Origin of the sequence: Mesorhizobium sp. M1396, from assembly GCF_040317725.1 — a bacterium.
Taxonomy (GTDB): domain Bacteria; phylum Pseudomonadota; class Alphaproteobacteria; order Rhizobiales; family Rhizobiaceae; genus Mesorhizobium.
Genome location: NZ_JAMYLA010000016.1, coordinates 1 through 16,395, shown reverse-complemented (window position 1 = coordinate 16,395; position 16,395 = coordinate 1). Strand labels below are relative to the sequence as shown.

The 16,395-nt window shown below is 63.4% G+C and carries 17 protein-coding genes; 10 read left to right on the top strand and 7 right to left on the bottom strand.

From position 1 onward, the window contains the following. Positions 1–3: 3 nt before the first annotated feature. Positions 4–306 (bottom strand): BolA family protein, encoded by a 303-nt coding sequence (locus NKH02_RS12730; RefSeq protein ID WP_352870736.1) that lies wholly within the window; start codon positions 304–306, stop codon positions 4–6. A gap of 189 nt (positions 307–495) precedes the next feature. Here NKH02_RS12730 and NKH02_RS12725 point away from each other — a divergent pair, with 189 nt between their 5' ends. The 4 genes from NKH02_RS12725 (at position 496) to NKH02_RS12710 (ending at position 5,287) form a co-directional block, all read left to right on the top strand. Beyond that, positions 496–1,116 (top strand): J domain-containing protein, encoded by a 621-nt coding sequence (locus NKH02_RS12725; RefSeq protein WP_352870737.1) that lies wholly within the window; start codon positions 496–498, stop codon positions 1,114–1,116. 123 nt (positions 1,117–1,239) lie between these two features. After that, positions 1,240–2,226 (top strand): cobaltochelatase subunit CobS, encoded by a 987-nt coding sequence (cobS, locus tag NKH02_RS12720; RefSeq protein ID WP_109671608.1) that lies wholly within the window; start codon positions 1,240–1,242, stop codon positions 2,224–2,226. Positions 2,227–2,237: 11 nt separating this feature from the next. Continuing rightward, positions 2,238–4,136, top strand: coding sequence for a cobaltochelatase subunit CobT (cobT, locus tag NKH02_RS12715; RefSeq protein ID WP_352879135.1), 1,899 nt, complete (start codon positions 2,238–2,240; stop codon positions 4,134–4,136). Positions 4,137–4,321: 185 nt separating this feature from the next. Next, positions 4,322–5,287, top strand: coding sequence for an esterase-like activity of phytase family protein (locus NKH02_RS12710; RefSeq protein WP_352879133.1), 966 nt, complete (start codon positions 4,322–4,324; stop codon positions 5,285–5,287). 236 nt (positions 5,288–5,523) lie between these two features. Here NKH02_RS12710 and NKH02_RS12705 read toward each other — a convergent pair whose 3' ends face one another. The 3 genes from NKH02_RS12705 to rpmB all read right to left on the bottom strand — a co-directional run bounded on the left by NKH02_RS12705 (position 5,524) and on the right by rpmB (position 7,403). Further along, a complete protein-coding gene (locus NKH02_RS12705) occupies positions 5,524–6,204 on the bottom strand; it encodes a spermidine synthase (RefSeq protein ID WP_352870741.1) in 681 nt (226 codons plus the stop codon). A gap of 59 nt (positions 6,205–6,263) precedes the next feature. Further along, entirely contained in the window at positions 6,264–6,944 is a 681-nt protein-coding gene (locus NKH02_RS12700; protein ID WP_352870742.1) for a queuosine precursor transporter, read from the bottom strand. A gap of 162 nt (positions 6,945–7,106) precedes the next feature. Beyond that, the gene (gene rpmB, locus NKH02_RS12695; RefSeq protein ID WP_056583698.1) at positions 7,107–7,403 is read right to left on the bottom strand and encodes a 50S ribosomal protein L28; all 297 of its coding nucleotides are present in this window, start codon (positions 7,401–7,403) and stop codon (positions 7,107–7,109) included. Positions 7,404–7,660: 257 nt separating this feature from the next. Here rpmB and NKH02_RS12690 point away from each other — a divergent pair, with 257 nt between their 5' ends. The 3 genes from NKH02_RS12690 to NKH02_RS12680 are packed head-to-tail and all read left to right on the top strand — an operon-like array spanning position 7,661 to position 10,065. Continuing rightward, positions 7,661–8,446, top strand: a complete 786-nt coding sequence (locus NKH02_RS12690) for a DUF3108 domain-containing protein (protein ID WP_352879131.1) — start codon at positions 7,661–7,663, stop codon at positions 8,444–8,446. Between the two features lie 33 nt (positions 8,447–8,479). Further along, positions 8,480–9,394 (top strand): aromatic amino acid exporter YddG, encoded by a 915-nt coding sequence (yddG, locus tag NKH02_RS12685; protein WP_352879130.1) that lies wholly within the window; start codon positions 8,480–8,482, stop codon positions 9,392–9,394. Beyond that, positions 9,391–10,065 carry a lysoplasmalogenase family protein gene (locus NKH02_RS12680; RefSeq protein WP_352879128.1) on the top strand — a complete coding sequence of 225 codons (675 nt, stop codon included), beginning with the start codon at positions 9,391–9,393 and terminating at the stop codon, positions 10,063–10,065. The genes yddG and NKH02_RS12680 overlap by 4 nt, the downstream gene beginning before the upstream one ends. Here NKH02_RS12680 and NKH02_RS12675 read toward each other — a convergent pair. Together NKH02_RS12675 and gloB are read right to left on the bottom strand one after the other, a co-directional pair. Continuing rightward, positions 10,062–10,490 carry a cupin domain-containing protein gene (locus tag NKH02_RS12675; RefSeq protein ID WP_352870746.1) on the bottom strand — a complete coding sequence of 143 codons (429 nt, stop codon included), beginning with the start codon at positions 10,488–10,490 and terminating at the stop codon, positions 10,062–10,064. The two genes, NKH02_RS12680 and NKH02_RS12675, sit on opposite strands and share 4 nt — an antisense overlap. A 23-nt stretch (positions 10,491–10,513) precedes the next feature. Beyond that, the gene (gene gloB / locus NKH02_RS12670) at positions 10,514–11,281 is read right to left on the bottom strand and encodes a hydroxyacylglutathione hydrolase (RefSeq protein ID WP_352879126.1); all 768 of its coding nucleotides are present in this window, start codon (positions 11,279–11,281) and stop codon (positions 10,514–10,516) included. A 215-nt stretch (positions 11,282–11,496) separates the two neighbouring features. Here gloB and NKH02_RS12665 point away from each other — a divergent pair, with 215 nt between their 5' ends. From NKH02_RS12665 to NKH02_RS12655, 3 genes are all read left to right on the top strand, one after another. After that, positions 11,497–12,285 (top strand): class I SAM-dependent methyltransferase, encoded by a 789-nt coding sequence (locus tag NKH02_RS12665; protein WP_352870748.1) that lies wholly within the window; start codon positions 11,497–11,499, stop codon positions 12,283–12,285. Positions 12,286–12,437: 152 nt separating this feature from the next. Then, positions 12,438–14,270 (top strand): ABC transporter ATP-binding protein/permease, encoded by a 1,833-nt coding sequence (locus NKH02_RS12660; RefSeq protein WP_352879124.1) that lies wholly within the window; start codon positions 12,438–12,440, stop codon positions 14,268–14,270. An 81-nt stretch (positions 14,271–14,351) separates the two neighbouring features. Next, positions 14,352–15,149, top strand: coding sequence for a DUF1194 domain-containing protein (locus tag NKH02_RS12655; protein ID WP_352879122.1), 798 nt, complete (start codon positions 14,352–14,354; stop codon positions 15,147–15,149). Between the two features lie 66 nt (positions 15,150–15,215). Here the strand turns inward: NKH02_RS12655 and NKH02_RS12650 are convergent, their stop codons facing one another. Then, a complete protein-coding gene (locus NKH02_RS12650; protein ID WP_352870751.1) occupies positions 15,216–16,151 on the bottom strand; it encodes a glycosyltransferase family 2 protein in 936 nt (311 codons plus the stop codon). Between the last annotated feature and the right edge of the window lie 244 nt (positions 16,152–16,395).

The following is a 16,395-nucleotide window of genomic DNA, read 5'->3' as shown; positions in this document are numbered from 1 at the left end:
TGGCTACCAGCGGGTCTTTTCGCCGGGAGCCGCCGGTTCGATCGCCAGCGCGTGCACGCCGGCTTTCAGTTCGTCGGCAAGCAGTTCATTGACGGCGCGGTGGCGGTCGATGCGGCTCATGCCGGCAAAGGCGGAAGCGACGACGCGGACGCGAAAATGTGTCTCGCCGGTGCCGTCATAGGCGCCGTGATGTTCGGAGCCGTGGTGGTGATGGCCGGCATGGAGATGGCTCTCGTTGATGATGACCAGCCGCTCCGGCGAAAATGCTTTGTTGAGCTTGTCTTCCATGGTCGCCTGTATGGACATCGCCGTCTCCCTTCACCACATATGGCTGGCGCATCAGCCTGAAACCGAAAATCGGTCTTCGCAAAAGTCGCTGCCGTGCAACAAAATCCGCCATTCGCCTGCTTTATGCCGCGATTCAGCGGTTAGGGCGATGATCGCGAAAATGTCAATTCTTGTTTCGCATCTGCGAACGCCCCATAAATGGGTTAGATGAAGCCGTACCCCAAATATTTCGAGAAGATTCGCGTCCGCCCCGACAAGGACGCGGAGCTGAAGTCGCACTCGCCGATTTGCCAGTGGGACGGCTGCAAGGAGGCGGGCACCCATCGCGCGCCGGTCGGGCGGATGAAGGAGGGCGAGTATTTCCGTTTCTGCTTTGACCATGTGCGCGAGTACAACAAGGGCTTCAACTATTTCTCCGGCGTGCCGGACACCGAGGTCGCGCGCTTCCAGAAGGAAGCGATGACCGGTCACCGGCCGACCTGGAAGATGGGCGTCAACGGCGCCTCGACGCGTTCGTCGCCGGATGTGGCGCAGATGCGTTCCGGCCGCGCCGGCTACTACAACCGCATGCGCGACCCGTTCGACCTGTTCAAGGGGCCGAAGGATCCGCGCGAGGCGCGCGCGCGCAAGGCCAAGCCGCTTGAGGCCAAGGCGCTGGAAACGCTTGGCCTTGATACAAAGGCGACTGGCAAGGAGATCAAGGCGCGCTATAAGGAACTGGTGAAACTCCACCATCCGGATGCGAATGGTGGCGACAGAGGTTCGGAAGACCGGTTCCGCGATGTGCTGCAGGCCTATCGCGTGCTCAAACAGGCGGGCCTGTGCTGAGCGACCATACGGTTCGTGTCGTTTTCCAACTTTCATAAGGTTGGAAAAGGCTCTAAGACCGCCCCCGGACAAAATCGATTGCCGGCGAAATCAGGCTTTTCGCCCGTGGAGACGTTGAGAGATATGAACAAGGTCGATCGCGACATCGCCAACCTGCCCGACACGACGGTGTCGGTGAAGGAGAAATTCGGCTTTGAGTCCAAGATGGTTGTGCCGGCCTATTCGGTGACATCAGAGCATGTGCCCGACATCGATCCGGACTATCTGTTCGACAAGAACACGACGATGGCGATCCTGGCCGGCTTTGCCTACAACCGCCGGGTCATGGTGTCGGGCTATCACGGCACAGGCAAGTCGACCCATATCGAACAGGTCGCCGCCCGCCTCAACTGGCCCTGCGTGCGCGTCAATCTCGATAGCCATGTCAGCCGTATCGATCTCGTCGGCAAGGACGCGATCGTCGTCAAGGATGGGTTGCAGATCACCGAATTCCGCGACGGCATCCTGCCCTGGGCCTACCAGCACAATGTCGCGCTGTGCTTCGACGAGTACGATGCTGGCCGTCCGGACGTGATGTTCGTCATCCAGCGCGTGCTGGAATCGTCGGGCCGGCTGACGCTGCTCGACCAGAGCCGGGTTATCCGCCCGCATCCGGCCTTCCGGCTGTTTTCGACCGCCAATACGGTCGGCCTGGGTGATACCACCGGTCTCTATCATGGCACGCAGCAGATCAACCAGGCGCAGATGGATCGCTGGTCCATCGTCACCACGCTGAACTACCTGCCGCACGACAATGAAGTCGCCATCGTGCTGGCCAAGGCCAAGCACTATCGCGACGCCAAGGGCAAGGAGATCGTCAACAAGATGGTGCGCGTCGCCGACATGACGCGCTCGGCCTTCATCAATGGCGATCTGTCGACCGTGATGAGCCCGCGCACCGTCATCACCTGGGCCGAAAATGCCGAGATCTTCGGCAATATCGGCATGGCGTTCCGGCTGACCTTCCTCAACAAGTGCGACGAGCTCGAGCGCTCGGTGGTGGCAGAGTTCTATCAGCGCGCCTTCGGCGAGGATCTGCCCGAGAGCGCGGCCAACGTGGTGCTGGGCTAAGCAGAGTCTCGATGGCCGGTCCGGGCGACAACACGCGCACCAAGTCGAAGACGGGGTCTGAAGCCGACAGCTTCAAGCGCGCCGTCACCGTCTGCATGCGTGCCATCGCCGGCGACAAGGAACTCGAGGTCGGCTTCGCCAAGGATAGGCCCGCACTCGCCGGCAGCCGGGCGCGTTTGCCCGAACTGCCGAAGAAGGCGTCGAAGACCGACATTGCGATTACCCGCGGCCTCGGCGATTCCATGGCGCTGAAGCGCGCCTGTCACGATGTGCGCATCCACACCAGGCTGGCGCCGGAAGGCAAGGCGGCCCGCGCCATCTATGATGCGGTCGAGCAGGCCCGCGTCGAGGCGATCGGCTCCCGCGCCATGCAAGGCGTCGCCGACAACATCGGCTCGATGCTGGAGGACAAATACGCCAAGGCCAACCTCGTCGACGTCAAGGACAAGGCCGACGCGCCGATCGAGGAAGCACTCGCCCTGATGGTGCGCGAGAAGCTGACCGGCCGCCCGATCCCGAAGAGCGGTGAGCGGCTGGTCGAACTTTGGCGCCCTTGGGTCGAGGAAAAGGCCAAGGCCGACCTCGACGGATTGTCGGCCAAGCTCGGCGACCAGCAGGCCTTCGCCCGCGTCGTGCGCGAGATGCTCGCCTCCATGGAGATGGCCGAGGAACTCGGCGACGACCAGGAGACGGAAGATTCCGAGGACAATGACGACAACCAGCCGCAAGGCGAGGAGCAGAGCGAGGAGGGCGGCGAAGAGGATTCCGGCTCCGAGCAGTCGCAGTCCGAGGATGCCGAGGCATCGGCTGATGACGAGCAGTCGGCCGAGACCGAAGCCTCCGACGCCACCGCCGACGACCTGTCCGACGATGACGATGCGGACGCCGAGACGCCTGGCGAGGCGCGCCGCAACGACAATCCCTTCACCAATCTGCCGAAGGAGATCGACTACAAGGTCTTCACCACCGCTTTCGACGAGACGGTCGGCGCCGAGGAGCTGTGCGAGGAAGAAGAGCTCGACCGGCTGCGCGCCTTCCTCGACAAGCAGCTTGCCAACCTGTCGGGCGTCGTCGGCCGGCTGGCCAACCGGCTGCAGCGCCGGCTGATGGCGCAGCAGAACCGCTCCTGGGATTTCGACCTGGAAGAGGGCTACCTCGACCCGGCGCGGCTGGTGCGTGTCGTCATCGATCCAATGCAGCCGCTGTCTTTCAAGCAGGAACGCGACACGAAATTCCGCGACACGGTGGTGACGCTGGTGCTCGACAATTCCGGCTCCATGCGCGGCCGGCCGATCACGGTCGCCGCCACCTGCGCCGACATTTTGGCGCGCACGCTGGAGCGTTGCGGCGTCTCGGTAGAGATCCTCGGCTTTACCACGCGGGCCTGGAAGGGCGGGCAAGCGCGCGAGAAGTGGCTGAAGGACGGCAAGCCGCCGAACCCCGGCCGGCTCAACGATCTGCGCCACATCATCTACAAATCGGCCGACCATCCGTGGCGGCGGGCACGGCGCAATCTCGGCCTGATGATGCGCGAGGGCCTGCTCAAGGAAAACATCGACGGCGAGGCCCTGTTGTGGGCGCATAACCGCCTGATCGCCCGGCCGGAACAGCGCAAGATCCTGATGATGATCTCGGACGGCGCGCCGGTCGACGATTCGACGCTGTCGGTCAACCCTGGCAATTATCTCGAGCGCCATCTGCGCGCGGTCATCGAGCTGATCGAGACGCGCTCGCCGGTGGAATTGCTGGCCATCGGCATCGGCCATGACGTCACGCGCTATTATCGCCGTGCAGTCACCATCGTCGATGCCGAGGAACTGGCCGGCGCCATGACCGAGCAGCTGGCTTCGCTATTCGCCGAGGAGAGCGCCAAGGATACGCGGCGCGGCGGCATGCGGCGCGCCGTATGATCTTTTCGCGCGGCGGTTCTAGAGCGGCTCATCGTTTCACGGAAATGCCGAACCGCTCTAACTCTCTGTTCTTACGCAATTCCCAAGGGAAAGCGCCATGCGCTTTTCCCGGGAAAACCGTTTCACACTTTTCCTGGAATTGCTTTCGGCAAACGCTTTTCGCCGCCATCGCCCTGTTTACCGGCATGGCTTCGGCCGCAACCGGTTCGGCTGATTCCACCTCGGTCGAAACGGTCGAGATCTCGGCCCGCCCGATCACCGAATTCCACATTGGCCGTGCCGGCAAGCAGTTCGGTACGCTCGAATTCGTCGGCGGGCTGGAGATGACATCGCCGACGCGCGATTTCGGTGCGCTGTCGGCCCTCCGCTTCCTGAAAGCCGGCGGCGACTTCATTGGCGTTGCCGACACCGGGTTCTGGTTCTTCGGCACGGTGGTCCGCGACGCCGACAAGCGGCCATCCGGTATCCAGAATTTCCGCATGCAGCAGATGGTCGACGAGACGGGTCGGCCGATCGACAAGAAATGGGAGGTCGATGCGGAAGGCCTCGCGGTCAAGGACGGCATTGCCACCGTCGGCTTCGAGCGCAACCACCGCGTCGCCCAGTTCAAGATCGCCTCCCATGACATGAAGGCGCCGTTCAGGCAGCTGGATTTCGTGGTTCCGGCCCACGAGCTGCGCCAGAATCGCGGCTTCGAGACCGTCACCCACGCCAATGCCTACGGCCAGCATGAGGGCGGGCTGGTGGTGGTCTCCGAGAAGAGCCTCGACAAGGCCGGCAACATCTACGCCGCCATCATCGAAGGGCCGCACAAGGGCGTCTTTACCGTCAAGCGCAACGGCGATTTCGACATCACCGACGGCGCCTTCCTGCCGGATGGCGACCTGTTGCTTCTGGAGCGCAGTTTTTCGATGGCCAGAGGCGTCAAGATGCGGCTGCGGCGCATCTATGGCGAGAGCGTCGAGAAGGGCGCCGTCGCCGACGGGCCGGTACTGCTGGAAGCCGACATGGGCTATCAGATTGATAACATGGAAGGGCTCGACGTCTGGACCCGCGACGACGGTGCGCTGATGGTGTCGATGATTTCCGACGACAACCACTCGATCCTGCAGCGCAATCTCTATCTGGAATTCATCCTGCACCAGGATTGAGCGACGTTCCAACCGCGGACCTGAAGTCGAGGACGGCGGGTTCGATTTTGGTCGGACGCCTTCCCCAACTCCGTCGCTGCTTCGCAGCGCCAACTCTCCTCCCTCCGGAGGGAGAGGAACGAGCTTGGTTGGCGAACGCATGTCCTTCCTCTACCCCGTCGATCGGCGAGCGTGGCGAGCGAAGCTCGACGGAGTGGGGGGCGACCGTTCATTAATAGAGCTACGACGGCATCCGGTCAGGATCGTGAGCCGTTGGCGGCTATCCAGATGACATGGCGCGCGCCACGCTTGCCGTTGGCGCGCGTGTTGACCTCTTCGACCGTAAAGCCTGCCTGCTTCAGCCGCCGCGTGAAGCCGCTGTCAGGGCCTTGCGACCAAACCGCCAGGACGCCACCCGGCTTGAGGGCGCCGCGCGCAGCGCCCAGTCCCTGCAGGCTGTAAAGCGCATCGTTGGATTTGTGGACGATGCCTTCCGGGCCGTTGTCGACATCCAGCAGGATGGCGTCCCAGGCGGCGGGCTCCGAGCGTATCAACTGCCCGACGTCGGTCTCACGGATGATGACGCGCGGATCGTCGAGACAGCCGCCAAAGATCTCGGCCATCGGACCGCGTGCCCAGGCTACGACCGCCGGGACCAACTCCGCGACGACGATGCTGGCGTCATTGCCGAGCTCTGCGAGTGCGGCCCGCAGCGTAAAGCCCATACCAAGCCCGCCGATCAGGATCCTTGGCTGCCGATGGCCGGCAATCCTTTGGCAAGACAGGTTTGCCAGCGCTTCCTCGGAGCCGCTGAGACGGCTGTTCATCAGCTCGTTGGTGCCGAGCATGATCGAGAATTCGGTGCCACGCCGCTTGAGGCGAAGCTCCTGTGCGCCATCCGGGGTCCTCGCGGAGTCTATCTGGACCCACGGAATCATGGCCTTTGTCCGACCATTATCTTTTCCGAAAACCGGGTCCCACTTTTCGGGATCATGGTTTAAGCCGTGACTGCCGGTTGACTCCAGCGGGTGGCGAGCAGCCGGTAGGGGATGAGTGCGACCACCGCGATGATCAGCTTCACCGACAGGTCACCAAGCGCCCAGGAAACCCAGCGCATGGCATCGATATGGAAGACGCCCATCAAAGGTGCGGTTTCAAGCGCAAAGCTGTCGTTCGGACCAGCGAGGACAAACGCGGCCGAGAACGCGACGGTGAAGAACACCGCGGTGTCGAACACCGATCCGACCAGCGTGCCGACGATCGGCGCCCGCCACCAGCTCTGCCGGCGCAGCCGGTTGAACACGGTCACATCGAGCAGTTGCGCGGAAAGGAACGCCGCGCCGGACGCCGCCGCGATGCGCACCAGCCGGTCGGCGGCGGTCTCGAATTCGATCAGGCCGTGGCGGAACAGGAAGGGCGGGACAAGGATCGAGCAAACCACCGCCGTCATGAAGCCGACAAAGACGATCCTGCGCGCCACGGTGGGCCCGTAGCGGCGGTTGGCGAGATCGGTGACCAGGAAGGAGAAGGGGTAGGTGAAGGCGCCCCAGGTCAAAAGGTCGGCCAGCGACAGGCCGCCGATCTGGCCCTGCATCGGGAATTGCACGAGAATGTTCGACGCCACGACGACAAGCGCCATGGCGGCCACGAATGGCAGGTATCGCGAGAAGGAAGTCATTTTTTTATCCTGGGTAATGGAACCAGCGGAGCATCATGCCCATCCGGGCGATGCTCGCTTCGTATTTGAGCATCGGATTGCCGAAACCTTGCGGGTTCCATCCGATGCCCAAGGCCAACAAGAGGTTGGCCAGGGCGGTTCGTCCCCCGCCTTTAAACGATATCAGGCAGCAGGCTGCTCGGCGATCTTCTTGGCGATCTGCTTCTTCAACAGACGGGCGCGCTGCGACAATTCCTTGACGTCGGCCTTGGCCAGGAAGGCGTCGAGACCGCCGCGATGTTCGACCGAACGCAGCGCGTTGGCCGAAATGCGCAGGCGCACATTCTGGTTCAGCGCTTCCGAAATCAGCGTCACATTGACGAGATTCGGCAGGAAGCGACGCTTGGTCTTGTTGTTGGCGTGGCTCACATTGTTGCCGGACATAACTGCCTTGGCAGTGAGTTCGCAGGTGCGGGACATGGTTCTAACCTTCAGTTCTCGGGGTCTGCCAAACCTTTGTGCCCACGCCGGGTGGCGCGCGGTTCTGGTCAGGCGGCCTTATGGAAAAAGTTGGCGTTCCATAGTTGCATTTCGCCGAGGCGTCAAGCACCGGCTTCCCCACGGACGCGCCCGGCATTTCATATTAAGGCCGGAATTCATCCTATAAGCGGTTTCATAGGGACATGCCAGACCGGAGTTGCCCGCCTCCGGCCGAAAATCAAGGACCCGATCCCGCCATGCTTCGTTGCCATGCCCTTGCTGCCCTGCTCGCCATTGCCTTGCCGTCCGCCGTTTCTGCTGCCTCGCCACAGTCGTTCAAGGGTGAGTACACAGTGTCGTTCCTTGGTCTTTCGATAGCGAAATCGACGTTTTCCAGCCACTATGAGAACGGCGCCTACGCGATCGAAGGCAGCGTCACCGCGGCCGGTCTTGCCAGGCTGTTCGACGACACGCGTGGCACGGTCTCATCCAAGGGCACGATTTCGGGCAAGAAGATGGTGCCGCAGGCGTTCCGTGCCGATTACACCTCCGGCAAGAAGGCATCGGCGGTCGATATCCGCTTTGCAAATGGCGCGGTCACCTCGACGCGGGTCGTCCCGGCGCCGGGCAAGCGCGACCCCAAGAACTGGGTGCCGATCGGTGCCGGCGACCTGGTCTCCGTGCTCGATCCGCTGGCCGCCACTGTCATCCATGCCGACAGTCTCGACCAGGTCTGTGGCCGCACGGTGAGGTTCTATGACGGCGAGATGCGTGCCGATCTGACACTGACCTACGCTTCGAAGGGCACGATCTCGGTGCCGGGTTACAAGGGCGACACCATCACCTGCCGAATGGGCTTCGAGCCGGTGGCGGGCTACCGCAAGGGCCGCAAGGCGCTGAATTATCTTAAGAACCGCAGCCGCATGATGGTGACGTTTGCATCGCTCGGCCAAACCGGCGTATATGCGCCGATCCACGCCACGGTGGGCACACAGATCGGCACCTTGACCATCAGCGCCAGGCGTTTCGAGGCAGTACAGTAGGGCAGGCGCCATACGCGCGCCACTGGAGACGGAATGGCGCGCGCAACGCTGATCGGTTTTTCGGCGGTCGCCATGTGGGCGCTGCTGGCGCTGCTCACCGATAGGTCGGGCCAGGTGCCACCGTTTCTGCTGTCGGCGATCACCTTCTCGATCGGCACCGGGGTCGGGCTCGTCGCGCGGCTGTTCATGCCGGCGCCCGACAAGGGCCAGAAAATCCCTCGCCAAGTCTGGCTGATCGGCATTGCCGGCCTGTTCGGCTACCATTTCTTCTACTTCACCGCGCTGCGAAATGCGCCGGCGGTGGAGGCGAGCCTGATCGCCTATCTGTGGCCTTTGCTGATCGTGCTTGGCTCGGCGCTGATGCCGGGCGAGCGCCTGGCCTGGAACCATGTCGTCGGCGCGCTGCTCGGCCTTGCAGGTACCGTGCTGATCGTCACCAAGGGCGGCGGGCTGGCCTTCGACGCCCGTTACGCCTTCGGCTATGCCATGGCCGCCGTCTGCGCCGTGCTGTGGTCGTCCTATTCGCTGTTGTCGCGGCGCTTTCCGTCGGTGCCGACCAGCATCGTCACCTGGTTCTGCGCCGCGACCGCGGTGCTGTCGCTCGCCTGCCACTTGGCGCTGGAACAAACGGTTCTGCCTGACGGCGCCGGGCAGTGGCTGGCCGTGCTCGGCCTTGGCCTGATGCCGGTCGGTGCTGCCTTCTACGCCTGGGACATCGGCGTCAAACGCGGCAACATCCAGGTACTGGGTGCCGCAAGCTACGCCGCACCGCTGTTGTCGACGCTGGTGCTGATCGCGGCCGGTGTCGCCGAGCCATCGCTGCGCATCGTCGCCGCCTGTGTGCTCATCACCGGCGGGGCGGCCTTGGCGGCAAAGTCGCTGTTCCTGCGCAAGCCCGCCGTGACCGAGAGCGGAGCCGGGGCATCCGAAAGCAGAGCCGGGGCATGACGATGCCGTTCCCGGGCGGCATTGACGCCAACGCCAACGCGACGCTGATCTTTTCGCTGGCGGCCGCGGTGATCTACGCCTTCACGCTTGGCATGCCGCCGACGCTCGCACGCTCGGCGGCAAAGACGCTTGCCGTGGCGATGCTTGCCATGCTGGCGGCGCTGCAAGGCGGGCCGCTGCTGCTGGTCGCCGCGCTCGCGCTCAGCGCCGTTGGCGACGCCTTCCTGTCGCGCGACGGCGAAAAGGCCTTTCTTGGCGGGCTGGCCAGCTTTCTCGTCGCCCATATAGTCTATGTCGTGCTGTTCCTGCGCAGCGGCGGCGGCTTGGAATTGCTGGGCGCCGAATCGTGGCGTGGGGCGATCGCGCTGGCCATGGCGGTGTTTGCGATCGTCATGCTGGCGGCGCTGTGGCGACGCGTCGGCCCCGGCCTGCGCGTTCCGATCGCCGTCTATGTCGCTGCGATCCTGGCGATGGGCGTTTCGGCGCTGACGACAAGCAGCGTCTGGATTATCGGCGGCGCCATGTTGTTCATGGCATCGGACGGTCTGCTCGCCACGGAGAAATTCCTGGTGGCCGCCATCTCGCCGCACCGCGCCTGGATGCGCTTTGCCGTCTGGGTGCTCTACTACGCGGCCCAGCTCGCGATCACGCTTGGGTTCTTGTTGCGTTAGGGTTGTTTCGGCTGCCAGCCAGGTGCTGCCAGCTCAAAGGCGGCGAAGTCAAAACCCGGTGCGACCGTGCAGCCGACCAGCGTCCATTCGCCCAGGCTGCGCGCCGATTGCCACCAGCCTGCCGGGACGACGATCTGCGGCCGCTCGCCGGCTGCGAGATCGATGCCGAGCACCTGCTCGACAACGGCGCTGCTTTCTTCCCACATCGCCAGCGCCAGCGGGGCGCCGGCATGGAAGTGCCAGACCTCGGCGGCGTCCTTGACCCGGTGCCAGGCCGAAACCTGATCCCGCTCCAGCAGGAAATAGATCGCGGTCGAATGACCGCGCGCACCGCCGGCGTCATCGCGAAAGGTCTCGGCGTACCAGCCGCCTTCCGGATGCGGTTTCAGGCCAAGCGTCGCGATGATTTCGGCGGAGCTGGTCATGGCTTCGAGGATACCACCGGGCTCTAGAAATTATCCTTGCGCTTGCGGATTTCGGCAAAGACCTCGGCGTCCGAGGCTTTCTCCAGCCCAAGATGCTTGCGGATCGCCGGATCGTGCCAGCGCAGGAAGGGATTGGTCGACAGTTCCTCGCCGATCGTCGTCGGCAGCGTCGCCTTGTCGGCGGTGCGCAGCGCCTCGATCTTGGCGGTGCGTTCCTTCAGCGCCGAATTGGTCGGGTCGACGGTCAGCGCGAAACGAGCGTTGGAGAGCGTGTATTCGTGGCCGCAATAGACGACCGTTTCAGCCGGAAGCGCCGCCAGTTTCTTCAGCGAATCATACATGATCGGCGGTTTGCATTCGAACAGCCGCCCACACCCCAGCGCAAACAGCGTGTCGGCGGTGAACGCCACTTTCGATCCAGGCAAATAGTAGGAAACGTGGCCGGCTGTGTGGCCGGGCGTGGCGATCACCTCGATCTTTTCATCACCAAGGTGAAGAACCGAGCCGCCTTCGACGGTTTCGTCGATGCCGGGGATCTTGGCTTTTTCCGCTTCCGGGCCGACGATGCGCAGCTTGAAGCGCTGCTTCAGCGCCAGATTGGCCTCGACGTGGTCGGCATGATGATGCGTGGTCAGGATCATCGTCGGCGTCCAGCCGGTGCGTTTGAGCGCGGCCAGGATCGGCGCTTCCTCGGGCGCGTCGATGATCGCGGTCTGGCCGCTTTTGGGGTCATGCACCAGCACGCCAAAATTGTCGGTGCGGCACATGAACTGTTCGATTTCGACCGGCATCGCATCTCTCCGTTAGAGCGTCCTTTGTGCGTCCAGTTGGACGCACAAAGGACGCTCTGACACTTTTTATCTGCTGCATCGTGCTTTCCGAAATCGAAACCGATTTTCGGGCCGATGCGGGAATCGCCGCAGACATAGGGCGCTGGCTCGCGGATGTCATCCGGTCATCAAGGCCTTTTGTTGAAACCCGACGATATCACGGCTACATCCCTGCCATGCATTCGGACATCGTCGATCTTCGCTCCTTCTATTCGACAACGCTCGGCCGGTTCGCCGAGCATTCGATCACCATGGCGTTGTCGTCGATATGGGCAGCCGTGCCAAACGAGCGGCTGGTCGGTCTCGGCTACACCTTGCCTTGGCTGGAGCGCTTCGGCGCCGATGCCGAGCGGGTCTTCGCCTTCATGCCGGCAACGCAGGGCGCGGTGGTGTGGCCGGCGACGGGGCCGACGGCGACGGCATTGGTCTTCGACGAGGAGTTGCCGCTGGTCGATTCCTGCATCGACCGCATGCTGCTCGTCCATTCGCTCGAACATGTCGAGAACCCGCGTGAGACGCTGAACGAGATCTGGCGTGTGCTGTCGCCGGCGGGCCGGGTCGTCATCGTCGTGCCCAACCGGCGCGGCGTCTGGGCGCGCTTCGAGCACACGCCGTTCGGCAATGGCCGGCCTTTCTCGCGCGGCCAGCTGACCGAACTGCTGCGCGAGGCGAATTTCACGCCCGCCTCATGGTCCGATGCGCTGTTCTTTCCGCCGTCGCGGCGGCGCTTCATGATGCGGTTCCATAATGTGCTGGAACGCGTCGGCCGGCGGCTATGGCCGATCTTTTCCGGGGTCATCGTCGTCGAGGCACAGAAGCGGCTCTATCAAGGCGTGCCGGTCGCCCAGCGCGCCTCGCGCCGCGTCTTCGTGCCGGTGCTGTCGCCGCATGGCGCAACCCGGCTCGGCCGCCGAAATGAGCCCGGGGATGCCAAGCCATCGGTTGCGCGGGTGACGGCTTCGTGATCACGGCAAGAGTGCCTGGCGTCGTTTCCCTGCCTATCTGTCGCAAGTGGACTGACAGCGCATCTTGACAGCGCATCTGGCAGTCCATTTGAACGACGGATGCCTTCAAGTCTCTCCAACCGGTTTCAGCACTGAACGCAAGGACCCCGGCCATGGCTGATCAACCGGACTATGCCGCCACCGTTCAGCCGGTTGCCGTGGCGGTTGAAGCCAGCAGCCTGAGCGATCAGGTGGCGACGATCAGGCGGGCGCTGGCGGGATCGCCGGTTCGCAAGTGGTTGCTCTGGACATCGGTTGGCATCATGGCCGTGATCATTGCAACGTCGATCGGCCAGATTCTCCTCAACCGCTGGAATCAGCCTTTCTACGATGCGCTCGCGCGCCGCGACATGGCGGCCTTCCTGCACCAGCTTCTCGTCTTTGCGGCCATTGCTGGCGGGCTGCTGGTGCTCAATGTCGGCCAGACCTGGCTCAACCAGATGATCCGGCTCAGGCTGCGCCAGGCGCTGACGCTGGACCTGATCGACCAGTGGACGAGGCCCGCGCGCGCCTTCCGGCTGGCCAATGCAGGCGCCATCGGCGTCAATCCCGACCAGCACATGCAGCAGGATGCTGCGCACCTCTCGGACCTGTCGACCGACCTCGGTGTCGGGCTGCTGCAGTCGCTCATCCTGCTCGTATCCTTCGTCGGCGTGCTGTGGGAGCTGTCCTCGGGCTTCGTGTTCCACATCGGCGGGACCGCGCTGGCCATACCGGGCTACATGGTCTGGGCTGCCATCCTTTATGCCGGCACCGCCTCCTGGTTGAGCTGGCTGGTCGGACGCCCGCTCATCGGCCTGAACAGCGACCGCTACACGCGCGAAGCCGAGCTGCGCTCCTCGATGGTGCGCGTCAACGAAAATGTCGATGCCATTGCGTTGTACCATGGCGAGGCCGACGCCAGGCGACGGCTCGAACTCGACCTCGGCACGGTGCTCGGCGCCATGCGGCGCATCTACGGCGCCCAGATCAATCTGGCCTGGGTGACCGACACTTATGGCTGGATCACGGTCGTGGCACCCATCCTGGTCGCCTCGCCGGTCTATTTCTCAGGCGATATCAGCTTTGGCGGACTGATGATGGCGGTGGGCGCCTTCAACCAGGTTCACTCGTCCTTGCGCTGGTTCATCAACAACATCGGCAGCATCGCCGATTGGCGCGCCACGCTCATGCGCGTCGCCGACTTCCGGATCGCGCTCGACGAAACCGATGTGCTGCACGACACGGAGAGGCGCATCGCCTTCGGCGAAAACGCCAATGGCAGCCTGACTTTCGAGGAGCTCGAAGTGGCCTCGCCGGAGGGCTGCACCAGGCTGGCCGACCAGCATGTCGAAATCCGCCCCGGCGAGCGCGTCATGATCACCGGCGAGCGGGGCGCCGGCAAGACGCTGTTCTTCCGCGCCATTGCCGGCCTGTGGCCATGGGGAGGCGGCCGGATCAGCCTGCCGGCGGGGGAATCCCCAATATTCGTGCCGCGCGTCCCCTATTTCCCGGTCGGTACGTTGCGCGAGGTGCTTGATCATCCGAATGGAGCCGCGCCGGCGAGCGATGCCGACATTTCGGCGGTGCTCGCCGAGGTCGGTCTCGAACGGCTGTCGTCGTCACTCGACCGCGCCGGGCGCTGGGACCACGAGCTGGGCGATGACGAACAGCGCTCGCTGGCCTTCGCCAGGCTCGCCTTGCGGCGGCCGAAATGGGTGATCATCGATGAAGCGCTGGATGCGTTCGACGGCCCGTCGCTACGGCGGGTGCTGACGATGCTCGAGAAGCGTTTGCCTGGGACTGCGATCCTCAACATCGGGCAGGGCCAGCACAACAATCAGTTCTTTCCTCGCGCGTTGACGATCGTCAAGGATTCCGGCGCTCCAGCTCTGAAGCCCGCCCGCGTCAGGGCCGGCGCGATCGAACCGCCGCCTGCCGTCGCTCGCCGCGAGAAAGTAAGCTGATATCCAGGCGAGGGGTGCAAAGCTTTATTTTGCCGTGATCGCGCAGCAAGCTTGTCGGGAGAAACAACCCTGGCCACGGCCATGCTTGATGCTCTGCGCCTGCTTGCCTGTCTTGCCTGCGCCCAGGCCGCCGCCTCGCCGCCGGATGCGCTGGCCGTCGACGTCGAGCTGGTGCTGGCGGTCGACATCTCGCTATCGATGGACGAGAAGGAGTTCGCCCTGCAGCGCGCCGGTTATGTCGAGGCGCTGCGGCATCCCGACTTCATCAAGGCTGTTCGCGCCGGCCCCACGGGCCGGATCGCGCTCACCTATTTCGAATGGGCCGGCACGGTGCGCGACGACGCGGTCATCGGCTGGCAGATCATCGACAGCGCCGAGAGCGCCAACAGCTTTGCCGACAAGGTTGCGGCCCGCCCGTTCCGGAGCTTCCGCGGCACCTCGATTTCCGGTGCGCTGGCCTTCGGCACCGAGCTTTTCGATCGCACGTCCTTCGAGGGCGAACGCAGCGTCATCGATATTTCCGGTGACGGTCCGAACAATATCGGGCCGCCGGTCACCGCGACGCGCGATGCGGCGACCGCAAAAGGCATCGTCGTCAATGGCCTGCCGATCCTGATCAGCCCATCGCCCACCTTCAGTCATCTCGACCAGTATTATGCGCAGTGCGTGACCGGGGGCCCCGGTTCCTTCGTGCTGCCGATCTATGCGGCCGCCGAATTTTCGACGGCCATCCGGCGCAAGCTGATCCTCGAAGTAAGCGGCATTCAGAACAAGGCGAGAATCGTCCCCGTCGACGCGGCCACGCCGATAGACTGTCTGCAAGGCGAGCGGGACAGGCGGTTCCTGTCAGATCCGTATTTTCCGGAACTCGACCGGTGAGCTTGCCGTGACTTGTCGTGCATGTCGTTGTCCCAAAACCGCTGGACACTTTTGGGCGACATGCAATCAGGCCGGTCGGGCGCCAAACTTGTCGCGGAACTCGTTGTAGAGATCGCGGCGCCAGCGCCGGCCATGGACATAGCCGTGCAGTAGCTCCGGCAACGAGTAGCCGAGCGCTGTCGACGAGCGATTGGCCATGTAGCCCTCAAATGCTTGAGGTATCCGGCCTCGGAGGATATCGGCGATAATCTGCCGCGAGATCATGTAGGGCGGAATATGCGGGTAGGCGTCGGCAATATGCGGATGTTTGCCCATCAGGTTCGCATAGGCTTCGACATAGCCGTTACGGCGGCCCGAAATCGAGTTTTCCGAATTGTATTTCGTCCAGTCGATGTCCTCGGACAAACGCGCGCCATGGCGGCGGGCAAGCCGCAGCAGCAATTCGCGATCCTGCATCCGGGTGATGTCGCTGTCATAGCCGCCAATGCCCAGCAAGGCCTCGCGACGGGCGGTTATCGCGGAGCCGGCGATGAAGATCGTCTGCGCGACCAGCGTTCGTTCCAGCATCGTCGGGCTCACGAATGCGTCGCGGTTGACGCAATTGGTGGCGCGGTTGCCCTTCAGGGAGACAAAAGAGCTGATCAGCACCTGAAGTGTCGGATTGTCATCGAAGCAGGCCAGGGTCCGTTCAAGCCGGTGCGGCAGGTAGACGTCGTCCGAATCGAGGAACGTCACCACGGGCGCCCGCGCTCGCTCGATGCCGGCATTCCTGGCGGCGTTGGCGCCTCGCCATTTCGCGCCGACATAGATCAGCCGCGGGTCTTGAATGCGGGCGAGCGCCGCCTCGGTTCCATCGGTCGAGCCATCGTCAACGACAATATGCTCGAGCCTTGGCATGCTCTGGGAAAGCACGCTTTCCACGGCGCGCAACACTGATTCGCGCCGATCGTGGGTCGGCGTTATGACCGTGATGAGAGGTGTCGGTTCGATGATCCCGGCCATGTCGTGTCAGCTGTTTCCTGCGCAGGGTTGCGCGTCTATCCAGGACTTTTCGATTTTCAGAACGGTCGAATGGATCGGACTTTCCTTTCCGCTACACCTCATAGTCGATGTGACGTTACAAAAACCAGCTGCCCGTGTCACTCACCGTGCCGGTCCATGGCAGGGCAATCGGGTGAGTTAACGCGTGACAAGGGGTTTGGGAGCTGAATCTGTCGAGAGCATCTGATTCTTTGGAGGATGCACT